Here is a 24,597-nt window from a genome sequence, read left to right on the forward strand (position 1 = left end):
GTGAGCAGTCCCACGGATGACTGGACCGAAGCCTTCGCGAACGCGATGATGGATTTCGCCGGGCAGGTCGACGCCTACATCGACGCCTGGGAGAAGTTCCTCGGGGTCACCCTCGTCCCGGTCAAGACCACCACGCTCATCCGCGGGTTGTTCGGCGAGTACCCGAAGGGCGACCCGGACAAGATCGTCGAGGTCGTCAAGTTCTGGGCGGACCAGCAGCAGGCGACCTACGACTTCCAGATCGACGCGTCGAAGCTCACCGAGCGGATCCAGCAGCAGTACCACGGAGCCGCGCCGGCCGAGTTCGGCATGATGATGTCGCAGTTCAACACCACGGTGCTGCAGCTGGCCGAGGGCAGCCGTCAGATGATGGAGGCCAGCCAGCAGTTCCTGCAGACCGTGGTGCTGACGAAGAACAGCTACCAGCTCAACCTGGCGATGATGGCGTTCGAGCTGGGGCGAGCGCTGTTCCAGGCGCTGGCGACGTGGGGCGTCTCGCTGATCGAGATCCCGATCATCATCACCACGGTGTCGATCACCCTCCGGCGCCTGATCATGGAGGCGCTGGACGCGATCCGCAACATCGCGATCCGGGTCGCCCTCCGCGAGTTCACCTGGGCGGGCGCCCGGAGTGCGGCGATCCACGGGCTGATCGAGGGGCTCGAGCGCCTGGGCAGCGGCCTCGTCCACCTCGGGGCGGCGGCGGGACGGCGCGGGCTGGAAATCGTCACCCATCTCCCGCAGAACCTCAGGTTCACCAACATCGCCGGACGCCAGGCCGCCCGCGAGGTCCAGCAGAAGATCATCCGCCAGGCGCTGGAGAACGCGGCCGGCCGCCAGCTCGGTTTCCAGGAGCTCCGGCAGCTCGGCGGCGGTGCGGTGCAGCGGGAGATCGCCATCCAGCTCGGCCGCGGGTTCCGCGGCGAGGCGATCGCGGCGGGCGCTCGGGTGCCTGCCGCGATGCGCGGCGTGATCGACGACGCCGTCCGGCACACGCTCCGGGTCGAGGGCCTGACGGCCAGGCGGGTCGTCGGCGGCCGGGTGGTCGGTTACGGCCTGCGCAGCGCGGCGATCTACGGCGTCATCCCCGATGTGGTCGGGCAAGCCAAGACTTACTTCCAGCTGAAGGAGTACGGCAAGTTCGACAACGGCAAGCCGGTCAGCGGCGACTTCTCGTACAACGGCATGAGCACCCTGGGGGCGTTCGCCGGTGCCGCTCTCGGTGGTGCGCCACTGGGCCTGTCGACGAAACTGCCCGGCTACCTGGCCGCCGGCGCCCTCGGCGGGGCGGCCGGCCAGTTCGGCTCCGTGGCGTTCACCAACCCGGAAGCCTTCAAGGGGTTCGGCAAGAGCCTCGTGGAGTTCGCGAAGACCGGCGAGTGGAACGAATACGGGGTCGACAGCAAAGGGGACGTGGTGCCCGTCGGCGCGCAGCGCGGTGGCGCCGACAACCCGCTCGGCTGGGAGGCGATCAAACAGGCCGCGTGGGGTGGTGCGGTCGGTGGCGCCTGGGAGAAGTACATCGGCGAGGCGAGCTGGAAGGAAGCGGGGCTCAACCTCCAGGTCCTCAACACGAGTTTCCAGCACCTGACGACCCCCGACTTCACCCGGTTCGTCGCGCCGTCCCCCACGGCGACACCGTCGACGGTCGGCGCCTGGGGCGGGTACAGCGATCCCGGTGGCGCGGGCTCGGCCGGGGGCTCTGGTGGTTCCGGTTCCGCGGGGTCGCAGGGCGGCGGGAACACGGGCGCACGCGGCGGCGACACCGGGACGCGTGCGCAGACGTCGGGCCAGAGCGGCGGCACCACCCGGGGAGATTCCGGCAGTGGTCCGGGACGGCAGACCGACGGCGGCAACACGGCGCAGCGTTCCGGCGGTGCGGGTGCCGATGGCGGGCAACGTTCCGCGGGCGCGGGTGCCGACGGCGGGCGACGTTCCGGAGGTGAGGGTGCCGATGGCGGGCAGCGTTCCGGCGAGGCAGACAGCGGCCGCACCGCCAGTACCGCTGCGGACAACGGTTCCCAGGCGCAGCCAGGACGGCAGGTCGCCGCGGGCGCGGGCCCCGGCACGACGGCGCCCGAAGGCGCTTCCGCCGCGAACGCCAACGGCGACGGCCGTCCGGCGGACGCCGGCAGCCAGGGCGCGGATGCCGGCGGGCGGTCCGCCGACACCGGTGACCAGGCTGCGAACGCCGGCGGCCGGGACGGTGGGTCCGCGGATGCCGGCGGCCAGGGTTCCGGTGGCCGGGACGGCGGGTCAGCCGACAGCGGCAGTCAGGGCGCGAACGCCGGTGGTGAGGGCAGCGGGCCCGCGGACGCCAGCCGCCAGGGCGCGGACACGGGCGGTCAGAACGACGGCCGGTCCGGCGACAGTCAGGGCGTGAACACCGGCGGCCAGGACGAAACCGGGCGCCAGGGCGACGACCGCACCGCTCCGGATCACGGCCGCACCGCTGACGACCACCGCACGGCCGGCGAGGAGGAGACCGGCCTCAAGGTCACCGACCGGCGCGGGGCTGGCGACCACGTCCCCGGTCTGGACGAGCAGCGCCACCGCACGCCGGACGACCAGATCCCGGACAGCGAGCGCGAGCCCACCGGCCCCAAGACCAGCGACACCCGTGCGGCCCCGGACGAGGTTCCTGGCCTCGACGAGCACCGGACCCGGACACCGGACGACCAGATCCCCGACAGCGAACGGGAACCGGCGGCCGGCCCCAGGACCACCGACCACCGGTCCGAAGCGGCGGGCGTCCAGCGCTTCGCGAGCCCGCAGACGCCGGAATCCACCACGGAGTGGCCCGACGCCGCGAAGTCCGTCGTCGCCCGGTTCCTGGAGGGGTTCCGGCCCGACGGTCACATCGAGCTGGACAAGAACACCGGCGTGTTCACCCTCACGTCGTCCGACGGCCAGGTCGTCCAGGTGCGGGTGGTGCTCGACAGCACCCTGCCCGCCGAGACGGTCGAGGTCCACGCGGGCCGGTTCGAGGGCGCCGTCCAGGTCGCTCCCGCGGTGCTCCACGTCTCTTCGCACGTCTCGCTCGACCGCGGGCAAGTGGTCAAGCGGCGGCTCATCCCGAAGTTCCGCCAGCCGCGCGAGTACGTCGAGGAGGTGTCGACCCTCGGCCGGAACGCCCACTTCGCGCTGAACCAGGCGATGGACCACCTGTTCGCGCAGTCGCCGGTGGTGCGGCCGGACTCGGTGTCCGCCGCGCACGGGCGGTCGGTTCCGCGCGGCGGTATGACCCGGCACCCCGAGGGGACGCACTGGCGCGCGCTGCCCCGCTCGCTGAGCGCCGGTGAGCCCCGGAGCGACGAGGTGACGACCGAGGACACCCTCGCCGGCGCGCTCCGCCACCGCCAGGAAAGCGCGTCCGTCCCCGGCTCCACCGCCTTGCCCGACCGCGGCCGCCTGCACGCCCTCACCGGGGACCCCGGCGAGGGCACCATGCTCGCCCACTTCGACGGCGGCACCCGCGTCGCGTTCGACGTCGGGCTGGACGGGCGTGTCCCGGCCGGCACGGTGCGTGTCGACCCCGGCTCCTGGCTGGTCGGCGCGGACGGCACGGCCCGGCAGGTGACCGAGGGGACCATCCTGATCGGCGAGGGCACCACGGCCGATCAGCTGGATTCCCTGCTGGACAACGGTTTGCGCACGCTCGCGCAGGGCGTGCCCGGGCTGGAGCAGCCGCACCAGGCGGTCGGCCTGCGGCAGATCCAGCAGGTGCCGACCGAACCGGTGCAGCGGACCGTGGGCACCCTGCGCTCGGAGACGGCCGACCACAGCGCCGAGGTCGGCAACCGCATCGAGGACTACCTCCGCGGCCTCGGGCAAGCCGCCGCACCGACCACGGTGCTGACCCCGACCGCGCCGTCCCTCGGTGACGCGATGCCGGTGCGGCTCGACGGCGACCAGCCAGTCCTGCCCAGCAGGGCGGAGATCGGCGCCCGCACCGCGCGGGTGTTCTACGACGACGTCAACCTCGACGTCGCTCCGGTGGTGGACTCCCAGTTGCCGCCAGGCACCTACGTCGTCGTCCCGCCGCGCGTGTCCGCCGAAGGCGTGCAGGTGAGCCCCGCGCAGATCCGCATCTCCGGCCAGGCCCCCGGCGACACCGCGCAGCAGCGGTTCGTGGTGAACATGCTGATGCGCCAGGCGCTCGGCACGTTGCACGGCATGGTGCGCGGCCTCGGCGACCTCTCCGACGGCTCCGTCGCCGCGCACATGGATCCCGCGCTACGGCCGGTGGCGCACGCGGTGGCGACCTCGGTGCGGGGTGCTCGGCTCGTGCCGGATCCGCTGGCGCCGGAACCCGGTCCCGGTGAGGCGGTGCGGTATTCGGTGCGGATGCCCGAGCCCGCGACGTTCGCGCACGACACCACGGCGGTGCTGCAAGCGCTTTCCGACGCCGGGCTCCGCCTCGACACCACCCGGCTCGTGTGGGACGGCGACGATCCCGGGGTGACGACCGAGTGGACCCGCACCGAGTCGGGCGAGCGGATCGTCCTCCGGTTCGAGACGCCCGATTCCGTGGCCGCGCGCGCCCACCTCGCCCGGCTGGACGACGCCTCGCCGCAGCAGCGGCAGGAGATCCTGGGCGCCGCGATCGCGCCGCACGGCGTCGACGAGATCGTGCTCCCGCAGGGAGCGGGAACCCGGCCCAGCGCCTGGGACGCCCCGGACGTGGCCGATCACCCGAAGCGCCCGGACCTGGTCGCGATCAGCCTGTCCGCCGACGTCCGCGACCAGCTCGCGGACGACCACGGCCCGGCGGCGACGGATCCGCGCCGCCTGCGGGTCGCGGCCCGCTGGTTCGCCGAGGGCGCGGATCCGCGGACGGAGCTCGGCGCCCTCGCACGCGACGTGGCGCGACGGCCGGACTGGGTGCGCTGGAACGCCGACGAGAAACGCTGGTTCGTGCGGGGCGAGCGGGACGGCGTTGTTCTCAACCTCATTCTGGACGAGCACGGCAACATCCTGCGTGGCCAGCCCTCGCCGGGCCCGCACACCGAGGCGGGACGCCCGGCTCCCGGTGACGCGGGCCGCTGGCTCTCGCCGCTGGTGGCGGCGGTCGGCGCGGCCGAGGGCGCACTGCTCCTGCCCGAGGCCGCCGCGTCGCTGGCCGACCTGACAACCGGACGCCCCATCCGGTACGTGGTGCACGTCAACGAGGCCGGCGACAGCCGGACGGTGCTCGACGCCTTGCAGGACAACGGTTTCCGCCGAACGGGGATGACGCCGGACGGCCGGGTCGCGGTCACGCACCAGGACTCCGGTCAGGTCCTGCACCTGCGCTTCGAGGAGCCGGCGACCGCTTCCCCCGACGCGCGTGACACGGACGTGCCCGCGGTCGGCGAAGCGGTGCGGGCGGTGCCGGGCGCGGCGGTGACGACGGACGAGCCGCTGAGCTACACGATCACCCTCGCCGAGGACTCCTTCGCCGACGGCGCGCAAACGGTGATCGACGACCTCGCGCGGCGCGGGCTCACCCTGCGGGACGCCGACATCGCGTGGGGCCGCCGCGGTGACCACGGCTGGCGCACCACCTGGCGTACCCTGGGTGGCCGCTCGCTCACGATCCGCTTCACGACGCCCGAGGCGGTGGCGCACGCCGGGCGGGTGGCCGAGATCGACCGCCGGATCGCCGAACTCGGCCGCGCCGACGCCCTCCAGCGCCGGTGGCTCGCCGCGCGCAGGCTGGAGATCCTGCGGACCGCGCCGGTGCCCTCCGGCGCCGACCAGCTGCGTCTGCCGGAGAACCGGAGCGCCGGGGTCGTCGTGCACCAGAACCCCGGTCAGCCGGCGGTCGTCGTCCTCGACGGCGAGGGCAGGTCGGCACCGGACGAGCTGGCGCGGCGGGCCGCGGAACAGTTGCGTGCCGAGGACAGCCCGTGGTCCGGCGAGGACGTGCTCGTCACGGTCGCGGCCGACGTCCCGCGCGACGCGCTGACCGGCGACCCCCGGGTCTTCGCCCGCACGCTCGCCGACGAACTCGGCGCCGTGCTCGACGGGCCGGACGTGGCCGGCTCGCCGCGGATCCACGGGGTGACCCCCGAGGGCTGGTCCGACGTCGCCTATCCCGGAACGGTCTCCGTCGCGGACGACGTGGTCGCCGCCGTGGCGGCGGAAGTGGGTGATGACGCCGCGGACCGGGTGCGGGAGGCGCTGCTGTCGGTCGCCAGCGAGCCCGAAGAGATCCTCGCCACCGCCCGGGGTCTGTTCGGCGCCTTCGAGGTCCGGGGCGCCCACGACGGATTGCCGCTCACCGTCGTCGTCCGCGCCGACGGCTCGATCGAGTCCGCGCGGATGGTCACCGCGGCGCCGGCGCCGTCGTCCGAACTGGCCGGTGTGCTGCGGTGGTCCGCCGGCCTGGACGGTCACGTCGTCCGCGCTGACGCCCTGCGCGATCTCGTCGGCTCGCTGGAGCCGGAGCAGCAGGTCGAAGTGCTGCGCGCCGGGATCACCGGGCAGCAGCTGTTCGAGACCGGCCGTTACCAGCGTCACTGGGAGGGCAAGGGCTGGCCGTACACCGACTCGGCGCTGCTGCGGGTTGCCGAGAACGACGCGAAGGTCCTCAACGCTGCGGTCGCCGGACAGTCGTTGCCCGGGCTCGACGACCTGAACCACGTGGGGGGCAGGCAGGGGTCGTTGCGCGGCGGCGTGTTCGAAGGCCCCGACGGCCGCTGGTACGTGAAGGCGCCGGTCACCGTCGAACAGGCGGAGGTGGAGGTGCTCGCCGCATCCTTCTACCGCATGGTGGCGGACGAGGTGCGCACCGCGACCGGGATCGACGCCCCGGTGCCGGAGACCAGGCTCGTGCGACTGGACGGCCGCTTCGGGGAGAGCCGGCCCGTCGGTGTCGCGAGCCGCTGGGTGGAGAACACCGGAGCGCTGACCGACTTCGCCGCCTTGGACGAGCAGCAGCAGCGGGTGTTCTGGGCGCTGTTCGGCGCGGATGCCTGGCTCGGCCACTCCGATCTGCGTGGCTTCGAGGGCAGCAACATCGTGATGACCGCGAAGGGGCCCATGCGGGTCGAGTTCGGCGGCACGATGACGCACGCCAACACCGGTGACCCGAAGAGCTCGATCGCCGGTCACCTCCCGTTCGGCGCAGTGGTGACCGAGGCGGAGCACCTCCGCTCGCCGGTGCGCAGCCCACAGACGGCCGAACTGTTCCGCGACATGCCCGCCGACCTGGAACGCGCCTCGGTGCGTGCGGTCACGTCGATCAGCGACGACGCGATCCGCCGGACCGTCCGTGGCATCATTTCGGACCCCGTCCTGGCCGGGCAGCTGGCCGAGATGGCGATCGCCCGCCGCGACGACCTCGCCGCCAGGTACCCGGACGGCACGACCGAGCCCGCGCGCGCCCCCGACACCGTGCGCGACGACCGGGAACCCGTCGACGTCGGTTTCCTGGAGCGCCTGGTCGTGGCCGAACGGGACGGTGGCGACTCAGCAGGGCCGATGCGCCAGTTCGCCGCCGGGAAGGTCGCCGCGTTCGCGGCCGCTAGCCTGGGTGTGCAGGGGCAGGTGACCCTCGTCCGGGTCGACGGTGAGCAGACCGGTGCGGTGCCCGCGCACTTCACGCTGCGGCGGGCCGACGGCACCGATGTCGCGGTGGTGCGGCTGCACGGCGACCTCGCGGCACTGCGTGCCGAGCTCGAAGTCGTGGGCCCCACCCTGCCGGTCGCACTCGTCGGGAAGGCGGCGCTGGGCGACGCCGTCGTCGGCATGGCCGTCGCGCCGCTCGTGGACGGCCGCACCGTGGCGGAGACGGTGGCCGCCTTCGCCGACGGCACCCGCCCGAACGGCTGGGACTCGCCCGAGGTGGCCAGGCATCCGCAGCGCCCTGACCTGTCCACGCTGCGCGTCGAGGAGGACCGGCGCCGACACATCTTCGAAGGCGACGAGACCGGCGGCGGGCACCGCTCTGGTCAGGGCGTGCCCAACAAGTCCGAGTTCCCGGCGCGGTGGGGCGAGGACCCGGCTGTCCTGGACATCATCCGGGCGATCGCCCGCCACCCCGACCGCGTCGAGTGGGACCCTGACCGGGGGCCGGCGTGGCGGCTCGAGGCCGAGCGGGACGGGGTGCTCGTCCGGGTCGTGGTGCTGCCGGGCGGGCAGATCAAGACCGCCTACCCGATCGACGGCCGCGGTGTCGTCAAGAACCCGGCGGGGCCGCCGCGGCACGCCACACCGGCCAGCATCCTGCCCAAGACGCTCGACAAGCTCCTGAAGCGGCGCGGGCCGGCGAGCCGGGCGCCGGGAGTGACCCTGTTCCCCGAGGCCTGGACCCGGGAACCGGGCGGTATCGAGGGCGTCCTGACGCGGATCACCGACGAGGCGCTCCTGGCGGGGAACTTCGAACCGGCGCCGGGATCGGATGACCGGGACGTCGTGCACGCGCACTACGCTGGCGTCGACGTCGAGATCTTCATCGACCAGCAGAACAGGATCCGCGACGCCGTGCCGGACGCCGACGCGCCGGGCGTCCGGACGAATCCGCCGAGGGGAGAGGGTGGAAGCGGTGGCGCTGTCCGAGGACGAGGTGGCCGCGCTGATGGCGAAGCTGCCGGAACGGCTGGCCGACCGGATTCCGCCGGACAGGCTGCGGACGGTGCGGCAGGACCGCGACGCGGGGGAGTGGCTGGAGACCGCACAGGTGCTGATCGGGACGCTGGCGCGGACGGACAGGCCGGTGTCGACCCGGGAACGGGCACAGCTGCGGGAACTGCTGCGGACGTTCGCGAAGCCGGGACAGCCGGAGTGGCTGGCGACGACGCTGGACGGGTTGCGCAGGGCGCTGACCGGGCTGCCCGAGGTGACCAGCCTGAGCGAGCCGCAGATCGCGGAGAAGGCGAAGACCCTACGGGCGACGTTCGGCGAGCGGATTCCGGAGACGGACCGCTGGGAACTGGAGGACGCCGAGGACGAACAGGACTGGGAGGACCTGACGCAGGCGACGGTACGGTTGCTGTCGCGGCACCGGATCCCGGTGACGGCGGCGGAACGCCGGACCCTGTGGCTGCTGCTGGACGCGATGGATCTGTCCCGGGAGGGACTGCTGGCGATCCCGGAGCGCTGATCGCGGACGCCCGTGCCGTCACCGACCTCGCCGACGGCACGCGGCAGGCGCTGGCCGACTTCGGCAAGTCCGGCGCCCAGGCGATCGCCGACGCGCTTGGCGTGCCGCTGTCCACAGTGGAGGCCCGGTTCGACGAGCTGGCGGCGACGGCGTTCGCACTGGGGGAGCAGGGCATCGCCCGCGCGTTCCCCGGAGATGACGCCGCTCGGGAGCGGCTAGCACCGTACGTGACCGCGGCGAGCGTGTACGACGCGGAGGCCGGCCGCGTCGGTGTCCGGCTCGGCGTACCGGCAGCTGACGTGGTCACCGAACTCGCCCGGGGTGTCATCGCCTCGCTGAGACCGACGACCCTGGCCGAGGACGTCCGCGGTCTCGACTCCCGCGACCCGGCCGAGGTCCGGCGATTGACGGCCCGGCGCCGGGCGGCGGACCACCGTGTCGTGATGGCCTGGCTCGACAGTTTCGACGGTCCGCGGCGCGAGGTGCTCGCGGACGTGCGGGCCCGGGAAGGTCGAGTGCTCGGCGCCGCGCCCCAGCTCGGATTCCATGACCGGATCGACCACGTCGGCGAGGTGCTGTCGGCGGCGGACGGCAGACGCGCGATGCCCGAGCCGAACCTGGGTGCCGAGCAGCGCGCCGGGCGCGTGCTGCAGGTGGCGCTGCCGCGCTCCTCGTCGATCTTCGTGACGGCACCCGACCAGAACGGGATGGCCGATGCGGTCGAACGAGCGCTCGCCGGCGCCGGCGTGCACGCCGACCGCGAGGCCCATGGCGCGACCACGACCTGGACGCTGACGGACCGAGGCGTCTCGTGGCGGTTGGCGGTTCGCGTGGACCCGGACGCCACCGAGCCCGCGGTGACGGTGCCGCCGCCACGGTTCGATGGTGCGCGCTGGGTCCAGGACCCGGTGACGGTTCTGGTCCCTCAGGTGCCGGTGCATCCGATGTGGCAGGCCGAGGTGGCCGAAGCGCTGGTCCAGGCGCTCCTGACGCGGGTGCCTCCCGCCATCCGCGGGCTCGCTAAAAACGTGGCGTCCACCGGGTGGCCGGCGCTGGCCACCCGGGAGATCACCGCGCCCGAATCCGGCACGGCCGCGGCCGACCCGTCCGTGGTGCTGGCGGTCGACCCGGCACTGGTGTTCCACACCCTGGACGGCACCGTGGCACTCGACGTCGCCCCGGTGTTGCCTTGGCTGACCACGTCGGCCGACCCGGCGCTCGTGGCCGCCATTATCAACGGCACGCTGGACGACACCGGCGCCCGCGACGTCACCTTCGACGGCACCACGGTGTCCGGGGTCTTCGGTCCAGAGGGGTTCGGGTTCACCGTCCGGGTCGACCCCCGGGCAACCCACCCGTCCGTGACGCTGCCGGTCGTCCGGTTGCGCGTCGATCCAGCCGCGGACCCGGCGACCCGGCTGCGGGACGGCCGCTGGGAGCAGTCACACGCCGTCGAGATCGTGCTGCCCCCGGTTGCGGTGGATCCGGTTTCCCGGCACCCGATGGTGGTGTCCGCGCTGCGGGACGCGCAGTCCAAGGCCGGTCAGCCCGTGAAGCGGGTCATCGAGAACCTGCGGCAGGATGACCTGCCGTCCCTGACGGACCTTTCCTCGAACGCCCATTCCCGCGCCGCCGTGGCGGTCGAGCCGCCCCGGGGTGAGCAGACCGTCGTGACGCTGCCGGGACGCGAGCGGGATGTGCCGGTGCGGCTGGATGGCGGGTCGTGGCGCACCAGCACCACGGACGTGCACCGGATCGAGAGCACGCTCCTGGACATGCTCACCGGCGCGTACTGGGCCGGCGATGTCCGCCCCGACCCGGACGGTGACGGGACGACGTGGCTGCTCGTGGCTCGCGACGCCGGACCGGTGATCCGGTTCCGCGTGCGGGTCGATCCGGCCGCCACCGCTGCCCGGGTCGTGCAGCCGGGCCTGGAGCTTCGCGCCGACGTCACAGCCGCGGCGGAGGGCGGTTCGTGGGCGCGGCTGGCCGGCGGACGCTGGGTGCAGGACGGCGTCGCCGAGGTCGTGGTGCCCCCCATGCCCGTCGAACCGTCCTGGCAGCGCCGCGCGCTGGTCCCCGTCGCCGTCGCCCTGGGCGTCACCCTGCCGGAAGCCCTGCGCTCCTCCGTAGAGGACCTCCGGGGGCGGTGGGCGGTGACTCTGCCCGACCTCGCCCACCTCGCCACCGAACCTCTCGCCGGCACGGCGACGGTCGCGCCGCCGGCACCGGCCTCGACCGCTGTGCTGGCGACCGGGCCGTCGGAGATGGGGCTGCCGTCCTCCGCCGTGGATCCCACCGCCGATCCGGACGGGGTCGTCCGTGCCGTGCACGAGGCGTTCGCCGCCGCCGGCGTCGGCACATCTGTCGACGGTGTGGCGATCGGCATAGTGCGTGCCGACGGGTTGCGCTGGCAGTACCAGGTGCGTGTCGATCCGGACGCGTCCGCGCCGCGGGTGCACGTCCCGGCCATCGAACTGCACCTCGGCCACAGCTCGATGGCCGGCCACGGCCGTTCCGGCAGCCGCGTCGCGGACGGCCGCTGGATCCAAGCGGCCCCCGTGGAGCTCGCCTTGCCGCCGACGACGGACGCGGCGGCGCTCACCGAACTGGCCACTGCGACGGTCGAACTGGTGAACGGCCACATCCGCGGCGACGTGCGGTTCCTGGACAGCGCGCTGACCGGGGAACCGCCACTCCCGCACCCCGGTGACCTCGTCCCGTCCCCGTACCCGGTCGTGACGTCCCCGACCGCGTTGCGCGCGGAAATCGGGGCCTTCGCCAAGCAGGGCAGTGAGGCGGTCGCCGAAGCCCTCGGGGTGACAGTGGTCGAGGTCGAGCGCCGCATCGACGAGAAGCTCGCGTCGGTCTTCGACCTCACGCCGCGCGGAATCGTCCGCGCGTTCGGCGGTGACCGGGCGGCCTGGGACCGCCTCACGCCGTACCTCGACTCGGCGGCGGTCTACGACTGGGCGTCGGGCCGGGTCGGCCTCGCGGCCGGCGCGGCGCTTGACGTCGTCGCGGCCGGCCTGGTGAAGGAAGTCGTCACCTCGTTCCGCGAATCCCCCGCCGAAGCCGCCCACAATTCCGCCGGCTCCCCGGCCGACCTGCTGCTCGACCGTGAGATCGCCGACCACCAGGCGGTGCTGGCCTGGATCCGGTCCCTCGACGCACCGCTCAGCGCCGAGCTGGCGGAGGTGCGGACCTGGACGCCGGAGCTGCTGACGGAGGTCCTGCGATGGCGGTATCCGTCCACAGTGGACCACGTCGACCGGTTCACCACGGCGATCCGCGAGGGCAAGCCCGTGGTCGAGCCGAGCCTGGGCGGGGAACGCACGACGAGGCAGGCGCTCGCCGAAGCCGTCCACGATCGGCTGCCCGGCGCTGTCGCCGAAGTAGAGGCTCACCCGTCGGGCGTGACGATCCGGGTGTCGACGGCCGATCGTGACACCACCATCGTCGTCCGGGAGGGCTCCGGCAGGGTCGATCTCCCGGCGCTGCGGGCTCGGCTGGCCGACGCCGGGGCGGACCGCGGCGAGGTCGCACTGGAGCTGCCGCTGGCTCGGCTGGGAGACCTGGTCGTGCCGGTTCTCGGCGACATCGCCGCCACTCTCGCCGGCCCAGAGGCGTCAGCCGGGGAGTCCGGTGCCGCGGCGACCACGGCCGCCGGCATCGCGGCCCAGGGCATCGGCCAGGCCGATCTCGAAGAGATCGTCCGTCGCGGGATTTCGCGCGCCGGGCTGTCCGAATACGTCCCGGACCTCGTCCTCATGCCCATCGCTCCGCATGGCGTCGCAGTGGCGGGAACGGACGCCGCGGGTCGGAGGTTCCGGTTGGTCATCACCGCCCCGTTCGGGAATGACCCGGCGCTGCGGCTGCACACGGGCGATCCCGCAGTCCACCGGCTCGAGCTGTCACCGTTGTTGCTGGCTCCGGGCAGGCGGGAGCGCGAGGTCGCGCTGGCCCTGCACGCGGTGGTCGCGTACCGGGCGCTGCTGACCGGCGAGGGTGGTTTTCCGGCACCGGGCGAGCGAGGCCCGCAAGTCCCCGCCGGGTGGATTTCCGCGTGGGATCTGGGGCAGGTTCTCGAGGAGGCGGCACAGAACATCGCGGCGGCGGCGCAGTTCTTCCGCACAATCAAACAAATCGGGGGACGCCAGTCGCCGACCGACCGCTGGTCTGCGCGCTACCTCGCTCGCGCGATCGAGAACACGAGCTCGACGCTGATGGCGCCGACCCACGAGAAGGATCTCGTGAGCTTGACCGAGGAAGTCCAAAGCACGCACAGCAACATGGTGTTCCTCGACGAGTGGCTGCACCACGAGGAGCCGAACCTCGTCACACGGGCGCACCCGGCTCCGGCTTCGTCGTTGCTCGAGACCCTGCGCGGACAGCAGGCCTTCACCACCTGGATGCGCGAGATCGGCGGGCCCCTCGACCGCCGCTACCTGAGCCGGTTGCCGGCACGGGGCACGTTCGCGCAGGCGCACCTGGTCGCCGCGCTAGGACGGCACATCGGCCCCGAGGAGAACGCCCGTTGGATCCCGGCGGCGCAGAAGCTCCTGCCGGTGGGTCCGGGCACACCGTCCTACGAGGACGGTGTGTCGGTCGTTGACCTGGTGGACCTCGCCACTGCCGTGTACGGGCCCGGCGCCGAAGTGGCTCTCGTGTCCAGGATCCTGACTGCGGTCGACGACGCGTTGCGCGTGACGGGGTTGACGGATGCGGAGCGCGAGGCACTGACGGAAGTCGCGAAACGGGTGGAGCGGCTCGACGACGCGGTGCACGACGCCGAGCGTGGCCAGATCGATCCGGTCGCGAACGCGTTGTCGGACCTGCGCGAGAGTCTGCGGCACCTCGCCGTCTTCGGCATCGATGTCTCGTCGCCGACCTGGACCTCGCCGGCCGCGCACAGCACGGGCGCCGAAGTTTTCCTGCCTCCCGCGCCACCGAAGCCCGCCATGGGCGAGAACCTCATGGGCGGCGGTTCCGGTCAATGGGGCTCGGAGCGGCCCACTGTGTGGTCCCAGGGGTTCAAGGCACTCGGAAGGGCCATCGTGCTCGGCGGTCTGGCGCGGGGAATGCCTGCCGCCGCCGGGATGTTGCGTCACTACCTCGGCAACTCCGGGCAGGACTTCGTGGTCCAGCCCGATGTCCTGTTGCGCGAGATCCCTGGTTTGCGTGAGCGCGTGACGCAGCGCGTGCGGTTCGAGGCGCTCCGGCTCGCCCAGGCCGCCGAAGCGCGTGATGAGGGCGGGACGTACACGTTCTCGACGCGCTGGTGGCGCTACGAGCCTGGATCGACCGGAGCCAGCAATGACTGGTTCCACGCGGTCGGCACGTTCTACTACGCCGTCACCGGAGTCGTGACCGTCGGCCCGAGCCCCACGGGCGGACGCCCCCAGGTGCAGGTGGAGTACCAGGTCCACGTGTACGACCGGTACAGCTGGCACGCCGGACCGGGTCTCACCCTCACCAAGTTCAACATTCCGCCCGCGTTGTGGGGTCGCGTCGCAGGCACCAAACTGGGACGGCTGCTCGAACGAGCGAACGATCCTGGTCGCCTGTTCCAGGTCGGGCCCTTCCCGCAGGGGCTGGTCCACGTTCAAGACGAGGCGTGGCAAACCCTGCATCGCGCGGGCCTGGCGCGGGAGTTCGACATCGTCGGCTCGACGGGGCGAAAGGTCCACCACGGGACGATGGCGTCGCTGTACGACCTGGAGGTGCCTGCCGGACGCGTGCCCTCCCGCTGGGACCGCCTGCTGGACGGCGTGCTGCGCCCCGTCCTGCCCCACGCCCTCGAGCCGGAGAAGGTCGAGCAGGTCGCAGGCACGTGGATCCACTACGCCGCTTCCGAAGACGGAACCGCGGCCACGTGGATCCGGTTCGACGCGCCGTCGCGATCCGTGCTCGTCAGCCGTCCCGGTGACGACCCGGACGGCGAATGGACCGCACGGCTGCACTGGGACGAGGCAGAGCGAGCGTACGTCGGCGACGCCGGCCGGATCGAGCTGCTCCTCGACGGCACGCGGACGAACGGCCTCGACGGAGTGGCAGACACCTTGCGGGTCCGGTTCGCGGACGGGTTGCGGGGAACTCTCGCGTTCCAGGGCGTCCACACCCCTGATCAGCTCCGGGTGAACGGGCATCCGGCGCACTCGGGAATCGTCGGCGTGCGTGACGCCGTCACCGAAGACGTGGTCGCCCGGTACGAGATTCGCGAAGATTGGCGACGGCAGGAGCCGGTGCGCATCCCGGGGCGCGACGTCGCGCTGACGTCCGAGCTGCCCGGTGGCGCTCCCACCACCAGCGATGCCGGCGCCGTCGAAGTCACGGTCGCCGAGTTGTTCGGGGAGGGTGTGCCGGATGTCGAAAGCGCACGCCGGATCCCGGATCCCTCCGGTTCCGGTGTGCTCTGGCTCGTCCGGCTGACCGGCGGTTCCGAGTTCGCGCTGCGCGTCACGTCCGAGACAACGCAGACCGGCGCCTGGCTGCACGTCGCTCCGCTGAGCGTGTCCAAGCGGGTGGAGCAGCTCATTCCGATGGAACTCGCCGTTCCCGCACTCCCCGCCGACGGCGGCGCACGGCGCGCCGTGCTCGGGCGGATCCTGCAACAGGCGGTGGACTTGCTGCCGCAGGCCCTCGATTCGATGCTCGCGGCGGTCGCCGAAGCCAAGGGACCGGAGTTGGCGGAGCCCGGTGACCTCGTCCCGGAGGTGATCCGCGAACAAGACGGCGAGCGGACGGGCCTCCGCGAGTGGACGCTCCGGCGGTGGCGGCTCGACGAGATCTTGATCGGGCAGGCACGTGGGCGGAAGCAACCGCCGCAAGACCTCGAGATCGTCTACGCCGGGACCCGGCCGCGCACTCCGCTCTACGTCGCCACCACTGACCTGAGCCCGCGTGCACTGGACTCCCACCGAACTCTGCTGACCAAGTCCCCGCTCGTGTCGACCGCCGACCTCGCGAACGCTGTGGCGGTCGCGACGGCCGATGAGGTGGAGACGGTTTGGATCTACGAGCACCACGCCGGCGGGGGCGAGGCGGAAACCGATGACGCGACGGGGGAGACGCGCATCCGGCACGACCGGGTCCCGATCGAGGAGATCGCCGGCTGGTGGGAGATCACCCGGCGATCCGGCCGGTTCCTGGAACAGGTCACCTGGTACGAGAATCCCCGCTTCCGGGGGGTGCCCGGTCCCGCTGAAGCCGTGGTGGACACCCTCGACGACGGCGCCCGGCGAGACTTGTCCACGTTCGCGAAGCAGAACGTCGAGAAGCTGGCCGACGCACTGGGCATACCGGCCGAGGAGGTCGAGCGGCGGATCGACGAGAAGCTTGCTTCGTCGTTCGAGTTGAGCGAAAGCGGGTTGGCGGAAGCGTTCCCGGACGACGAGGCCGCACGGACCCGTCTGTCGCCCTACCTGGACTCGGCGGCGGTGTACGACTGGGGGACGGGCCGCGTCGGTCTGCGGCCGGGGACCCCGCTCGCCGTGATGGCGACGGGTCTGGTGAAGGAAGTCGTCACCTCGTTCCGGACGGTGCCGACGGCTCTGGACGGTTCACCCGCGGACGTGCTGATGCGGCGGGAGGTCCAGGATCACCTGGTCGTGCTGCGCTGGGTCAAGGCACTGAAGGGAGCGTTGCCGGACGAGCTGGCGGAGGTGCGGACCTGGACGCCGGAGCTGCTGACCGAGGTGCTGCAGTGGCGGTATCCGTCCACCGTCGACCATGTCGACCGGTTCACCACCGCGATCCGGGAAGGTTCTCCGGTCGTCGAGCCGAGTCTCGGACGGGATCGGAGCGTCGCGCAGGCTGTCGCCGCAGCCGTCACCGACGGCATGGCCGGCGTCCGCGCGCGCGTGTTCGATCTGGTGGACAAGCCGGCGGTCGGCCTGCTCCTCGACGTCGCGATGGGCGACGTGAGCTTCACCATGGTCGTGCGCGACGGAATCGCGGCCAGGCCATCCCGGTCTGCTGACGCGACGAACACCTTCGAGGCCTCGTTGCCGCTCGCGAAGCTCGGCGAGCTGTCGTCGCCGCTGTTGGGCGAGATGATCGCCGACCTCATGAAGATCGAGTTCGGGCAGGACCAGACGAGCGGCGCTCCGGTTGCCGCCGAGCGGACACGGGGAGCGGAACCGGGGCAGACCCGCGAGTCGTGGGACGGGGTGGTCCGGAGCGGCCTGGGCAAGGCTCGCCTCGACGGGTTCCTCCGCGGCGTCGAGATCGTGCACAGCCCGCCCACGGTCACGATCACCGGTGTCGACCGGGCCGGTCGTGAGTTCGCACTGCGGATCAGCTCGGAAGCGGAACTCGCTGAGCCGCGGTTGCGGTTGTCGACCGGCGACCCGTCGACCCACCTGCTCGACCTGCCGACCGCGATGGACCGTGCGGACCAGGAGCGGGCGATCGCGGACGCCTTGCGGGCGATGACCGCGTACCGGGCGCTGACCGCCGGGACCGAGGACATTCCGCCACCGGGACGGGACAGTGCGCGGGGCTGGATCGACAACGACGACTTCGAACAGCTTCTGCGGGACGTCGCGGATGCCGTCGAGCGGTCCTACGGCTACCTGGACCGGACCAGGGACCCGTCGGACGCGCTGCACATCTCCGAGCAGTACCGGACGCATTCGGGCGCGGTGGCGCTCGCGCGTGGCTGGCCCGAGCTGCACGGGCCGCGACGGTCCTTCGCGCCGGCCGAGGGAATCTCGGCCCTGCACGACAACATGGTGCGGGCCGCGGAGTGGTTCCTCCGCTACGCGCCGGAACTGACCGTGCGCGCGAACGCGTTCCCGGGCGTTTCGATGCTCGAGCACCTGCGCACCCAGCGCGCTCTGATGTCCTGGATGGACACGACCGGCGGTCCGCTCGACCGGCGGTTCCTGGACCGTGTTCCCGCTCGCGGCGAACTCGCGCGGCTGCACCTGGTTGCCGCACTGGGCAGGCACATCGGCCCCGAGCTGTCCGCCAAGTGGCACCTCGTCGCGATGCAGCTGTTGCCCACGGGAACGTCGGCTCCGGCGTTCCTCGACGGGGTTTCGCTGGGCGACCTCCTCGACATCACCGCTGCGGTGCATGGAGCGGGCGGGGGAACGGACCTGACGGGCAGGGTGCTCACCGCCGCCGCACGTGCGGCGGAGCAGCCCGGCCGCACCACCGAAGCGCGCGCGGCGCTGGACGCGGTCGTGGCGGACGCCCGTGCTCTCGACAATGCGCTCGCCGAGGCTGAGCCCGGCGAAATCGGCACGGTGGCCCATGCGCTCGCACGGCTGCGCGACAGCCTGCTCACGCTCGGGATGCACGGCGTGGACGTGTCGACCCCGGATTGGGTGGCACCGGCACAAGGGGACGGTAGTGCCGGCCCCGTCCTGCCCGGCCGCCCCGCCAAGCCCGCGCCGGGTGCCAACATGATGGGCGGCGGCTCGGGCCTTTGGAACAGTGAGACGCCGAGTCTTCGGGCGTACCGGACCAAGGCCCTCGGGTACGCCATCGTCCTTGGCGGGTTGCTGACCGGCAGGCCAGTCGCCGCGGGGATGATGCGTCACTTCCTCGGCAACACCGGCGAGGATTTCATCGTCGAGCCCGACCGTCTCCTCCGGGACATCCCGCAACTGCGCGAGAACGCGGCGGCCCAAGTGCGCTACGAGGCGCTCCGCCTCGCCCAGGCCGCGGAGGCACGAGGCGAGACAGGCAGGTTCACGTTCTCGTCGGGGTGGCAGCGGTTCGACACGGTCACCGTCGCGGAGCAGAGCCAGGACTGGTACCTGGGTGTCGGCACGTTCTACTACGCGGTGAGCGGGTCCGTCACCGTCGTGCCGGGTGCCGACGGTGCTCGCCCGGACGTCCGGGTTGACTACCAGGTGCACGTCTACGACCGGTACAACTGGCATCCGGGGCCGGGGCTTCCGGTCGGTCCGTTCGTGATCCCCGACGCCAGCTGGCAGGTCCTCCACCGCAGTGGTCTGGCCCGGGAGTTCGACATCGTCGGCTCCACCCCGCGGAAGGTCCACACGGGATCGATCGCGTCGCTGTACGACCTCGAGGTGCCCACGCCCGGAAAGCGCCTGTGGGAGCGGATGCTCGACGGCGCCACCACGCTCGCCGTGCACCACGTGCCTGAACCGGTGGCGGTGGACCGGTTGTCCGGGCGGTGGTTGTACTACTCGTCCCCTGGCCACGACGCCGGTATCGTCTGGATTCAGCCGGATCCCACGACCGGGTCGCTCGTGGTCAGTGTGCCCGGGGCCGAGGACGGCGCCCCCGGCTGGGACGCGCGGCTGACGTGGAACACCGCGGAGGGCGCCTACGTCGGTGATCACGGTCGAGTCGAGCTCTTGATCGACGGCGTGAGGACGGACGGGCGCTCCGGTGTCGCCGACGCGGTGCGCGTGACCCGTCCTGACGGCACGATCGACACCCTCGGGTTCCAGGGTCTCTACTCGCCGGAGGCCGACACCAGGAGCGAGCACCCGGTGCGGTCCGCCCTCGTCCCTGAGATGGGCAGGGCGGCCAGGACCGCGGTGATGCGGTTCGCGAGCAACGGCTCGGTGCGGCTGCCCGGGCGCGCTCTCGCGTTGTCGGAGGTCTGGCCGCGAGGCGAGAGCACCGCGGACCCGGCGGCGATCGACTCGACCCTCGCGGAGTTGTTCGCCGAGGGGGTGGCGGGCGTGGAGTCGGTGCGTACCGTGCCGGACCCCGGTGACGACGGCGTTCTCTGGCTCGTCACGACTACGGGCGGTCTCGAATTCGCGCTGCGGTTCCGGGCCGACGACCAGCTGACCGGGCCGTGGCTGCAGGTCGGCGCGCTCCGGGTCGGCGACCGGATCGAGCAGGAAGCACCGATCGAGGTCGTCACGCCGGGTGTGCCAGTCGACGGCGCCGCCCGGCGGATCGCATTGGAACTCGTGCTCCGCCAGGGGCTCGACATGGTGCCGCGCACCATCGACGCGATGACCGGTCCCGTCATCGCCGCGGTCCCCGAGCACCGCCGACCGGTTCCCGGCCGGCTCGTGCCGGACGAGATCGCCGGCGAGAGCCGCCGCGGGTCCCGAGCGCGGGTGTGGGAACTGAACCGCGCACTGGCCCAGCACGAACAAGGCGCGACGCGTGAGCGCGGTACCGTCGCTCCTCGCCCCGGCGATCCGTTGCCGGCCAACCTGCGGACGGTGCCGCTGAGCGATCCCGGTGGTGAGCCGGTCCCGGGCGCCCAGCGCACCCGGCTGCATCCCCAGGCTCCGGTCTATCACGTGAGTACGCTCAGCCCCGCCGAAGTGGCGGCCCGCAGTGGAATCACCGCCGTGAACCGCGGCCGGACGCCCACCGCCGCGGACGTCCGCGGGCTGGATGGCGGCGAGACGCCGTGGCACCTGGTCGTGTCCGGCGGCGACCTCGTGGCCGCGCTGCGGATCCTGGGTTCGCGAAGCGGGTGGATCTACGAACATCACGCTCCGGGTGGTCTCGACGTCGATGCCACCAACGCCCTCCAGGGGAACGAAGCGACGGAGCAGAACCTCGTTCTGCACTCCGGTGTTCCGCTGAGCGAGATCTCCGGCTGGTGGCAGGTCAGCCGGGACCTCGCGGACGAGATCGAATCCGTCACGTGGTTGCCGAACCCGGACTTCCACGGCGTGCGGACACCGGCCGAGACCGTGGTCGGGACCCTGGACGCGGGGGCGCGCCAGGACATCGCCGACTTCGCGAAGCGGGATCTCCGGGCGCTGGCCGACGTGCTGGGTGTGTCGATCGCCGAGCTGGAGCGGCGGATCGAGGAGAAGGCCGTTTCGGCGTTCGAGCTGACCGATGACGGTCTGGCTGCGGAGTTCGTCTCCGACGGCGCGGCGTACGAGCGGTTGTCGCCGTACGTCGGTGCGGCGGCGGTGTACGACTGGGCATCGGGCCGGGTGGGGTTGCGACCGGGCGACCCGCTCGCGGTGATGGCGACGGGCTTGATGAAGGAGGTCATCACCTCCTTCCGCCCCGACCCCGCAGTGGCCGCGGCGGAGTTCGAGGGATCGCCGGCGGACTTGATGTTGCAGCGCGAGATCGAGGACCACCTCGCTCTGCTGGAGTGGGTGCGGGGGTTGCAGGGAGCGTTGCCTGCGGAGCTGGCGGAGGTGCGGACCTGGACGCCGGAGCTGTTGACCGAGGTCCTGCGGTGGCGGTACCCGTCCACAACGGACCACGTCGATCGCTTCACACTCGCCCTGAGCCGGGGAGAGCCGATCGTCGAGCCGAGTCTGGGGCGTGACGAGGACCTCTGGCTGCTGCGGATGGCGGAGAACCGTCTGCCGGCGGAGCTCGGAGCCCCGGTCCACGTGAGTGCGCACGTCGACGGGGATCGCGTGGCGGTGCGAGTGCACTACCGCGGGCAGCGCACCGCGACGGTGTTCCTGCAGCCCATCGCGCCCGCCGAAGAGCTGGCTGAGCAGGTCCGGCTTGTCGAGGAGCGGTTCGGGACCGAGCCACCGGCAACCGGAGTCGTCGAGGACGTGACGACTGCTCTCGCCCGGCTGGGAGTGCGGGACGGCTCGTTCATGCTGACCGAACACACCGACGGGGCCGACCTGACGGTGCGCGACCGCGCCGGCGGGACGCACCGGGTCGAGATCCGGTCTGGGGACGACGCCGACGTCTTCACCGTCTCCTCACCCGGTGGATCGAACCAGGTGGTGGTCTCGGAGTGGGCCGGGGACGGCAGCCGGGCGGACCGGATCGCGGACGCGCTGCGCCAGATCGTGGAGTCGACCGCGCGTGTCGTCGACGTGGATGAGGTCGTGCCCCCGGCCGAAGGGAACGCGGATGACCAGTGGCTGTTGACGATGGCCCTGGACGGTGCCCCGGCCGGCCGGGGCACTCCGGTGCACGTGATGGCGCGGGTCCGCAACGGCCTGGTGCTGGTCCAGCTGTACTACGCCGACGGCTCGATCCAGTCCGTCCACCTGTCGCCCCGCGCGCCGGCGGAGGACATCACGGAGCAGGTCCGGCGCATCGAGGAGCGGTTCGGCACGGACCTGCCTTCCGGACTCACCGCGGCGCCCGAGCTGGTGAGCACCGGCGAGATCGCGGCCGCGATGCGCGAGCTGGGGTGGAGCGACTCCGAGTTCACCGTGGTGCGAGAAGCGGACGGCATCACCGTGAGCGCGGCCGGTCGGGAGCGGTCCGTCGAGATCCGGACGGCGATCTACCCGTACATCGCCACACTGCCCAACCGGGACGACGGCGTCGAACGGATGGCGATTCCCGCGTTCACCGACGAGGACGGTCGGGCGCGCGACCTGAACAGGCTCCTCCGCTCGGTTGTCGGAGCGCGGTCCCAGGAGCCGGAGATCCTGCTGCCGAGCATCGGGCACACCATCCCGAGTCCGACGCCGGCGGAGCTGGCTCAGCGAGCGCTGGACAGGCTGCTGCCGACGGCGGCGCCGGAACCCGCCGCGGCGCCGGACGAGGCCCAGCAGGCCGCCATCGCCGCGCTGCACGCCTCCGTCGAACGCGCCGTCGTCGACGCCGGCCTGCGGAGCCATGGCGGCCAGGCCGCCAGCGTGCGCGAGGCCGACCACGTCGAGGTCGTCGTGATCGACCGCGCCGGCCGCTCGTTCCGCGCTCGGATCAGCCTCGGCGACGGGCACTTCGTGGAGCCGGAGGGCCGCTGGGTCGGGACGGCCCGGTTCACGGTGCCGCGCGACGTCTCCGACGACATCCGCACCCAGATGATCACCGCCGAGCTGCGGAGCCTCGCCGCCGAATGGGCGCTCGCCGAGGCCGAGCCGTTGCGGCCCGGCCCGCAGGAGATCCAGTCGCCGGCGCCGGCCGAGATCCGGTCCCGTCCCGCGCCCGTCGTGGAACCCGTTGCTCCCGCCTGGATCCGCCAGGGCGACGGCAGCGACGGTCCGATGCGGACACTCGCCGAGACGGTCGTCGCCCGGATGGCCGGGCATCCGGTCCAGGTCACCGCGACCCGTGCCGCCGCCGACGAGGTCCACCTGCGTGTCGCCTACGGTGACCAGCGGCCCTTCACCGTCGTGGTCCGCGAAGGCAGCGAGGTGTGGCCGTACTTCCAGGACCTGCGCGACGGCGTCCCACCGCGCGACGACACGTTCGGGCTGCGGACCGGCAACACCTACGACATCCAGCTGCCCCTGGCGGCGCTCGGTGACACGCTGCCCGCGGTCGTCGCCGACGCGGTCCTGCAGATCACCCTGTCCCGCTTCCGGGCGCAGCTCAACACCCCGGACGCGGTCCGGTTCTCGCACGAGCGGGGCGAAGCCATCCCGGCCGCGGTGGCCGAGCGCGGGGTGGCGCGGGCGAGTCTGGGGAGCTCGGCTCGCGACCTGCTCGTCACGGCGGGCCCGGAAACCGGCACGGTCACCGTCCGGGCCACCGACTCCGGCGGGAGGCCCTTCCGCGTCGAGTTCCGGACCGTCGAGGGCATCGACGCCCCGCGGCTGCGGGTCGCGGTCGGCGACCACCGGCCCTACGTCGTCGAGGTGCCGCCGGGCGCCACGCAGGCGACCCAGGTCCGCATGGTCGCCGACGGGCTGCGAAACGTCCTCGGGTACCGGCACGCCGCGCTCGGGCTGGGGGACCCGCCGCCGCCCCGCGCGGCGACCGCGCCGGACAGCCAGGCGGACCTGCTGCCCGCGATCCCCGCCGACCCGGCGCTGCCTGCGGAGTTCGGCATCCGGTCGATGGACCTCACCGCGCTGTTCCCGCAGGCAGAGCCGCTGCGCACCGCGGTGGACGGGATCGCCGACCGGGTCGGCGAGGCGCACGCGGAATTCCTCCGCGCGCAGCAGGCGCACCTGGCCGCGCTGAACGCGATCGAGGACGACGAGTCCTACCTGCCGTGGGTCGCGCAGCGGCTGTCCGACCTGCTCGGCGTCCCGCTCAACGACGGCCGGGTGCTCGACGCCCTGGAGACGGCGTACGACCTTCCCCGCGCGGAGATCGAGGCGCGCATCGTCGAACCGGCGAAGGTGCTCCCGAACGCGCGCGTGGTCGAGCCGCCGCCGAAGATCGCGCGCGAGATCATCGGGCAGGACGCCGCGGACACCGTGCGGCTGGTCGCCGACCACCGTGATCGCCTCCTGGTGGCGGCCGAGAACGCCGGCAACCGCAAGGTCGAGGCCGAGCAGCGGTGGACCCGGGAGCGCGACGGCGGCGTCCGCGAACTGGAACGGGTCCGCCAGGACGCGATCGACGACGGCCTGCCGGACTGGGCCGCGCGGAACGCGACTTCCCAGGCGCTCGCTCGCATCCTCGACGCGAGCAGGCGGCCCGGCTTCACACCGCGGGAGTTCGACCACCGCACGAACAAGATCACCTACGGGGTGCGCCGGTTCCGCGCGAGCGACCTGGTGGGCACCCGCCGCGATCTCTCCCGTGCCGTGCGGGCCAACGAACCGGCTCGCCGCGCCGCGGAGCGGCGATACCGCGCGGCCGCGGCGGACCTGCGCCAGGCGCGGTCGCGGCTCAACGAACGCCGTGGCTGGGTGCCGGGCCTGCTG

General features: G+C 72.6%; 1 protein-coding gene (only partly in view). It reads left to right on the plus strand.

Annotated elements, in window-relative coordinates:
- Positions 1-24,597, plus strand: the 5' end (the start) of a protein-coding gene (locus tag ABZ215_RS01115; RefSeq protein ID WP_354946891.1) for a hypothetical protein. Its footprint extends 28,266 nt past the window's final position; the window shows 24,597 of its 52,863 coding nt (coding positions 1-24,597); it begins with the start codon at positions 1-3; its stop codon lies beyond the right edge, outside the window.

Source organism: Amycolatopsis sp. NPDC006131, from assembly GCF_040614175.1.
GTDB lineage: Bacteria > Actinomycetota > Actinomycetes > Mycobacteriales > Pseudonocardiaceae > Amycolatopsis_E > Amycolatopsis_E tucumanensis.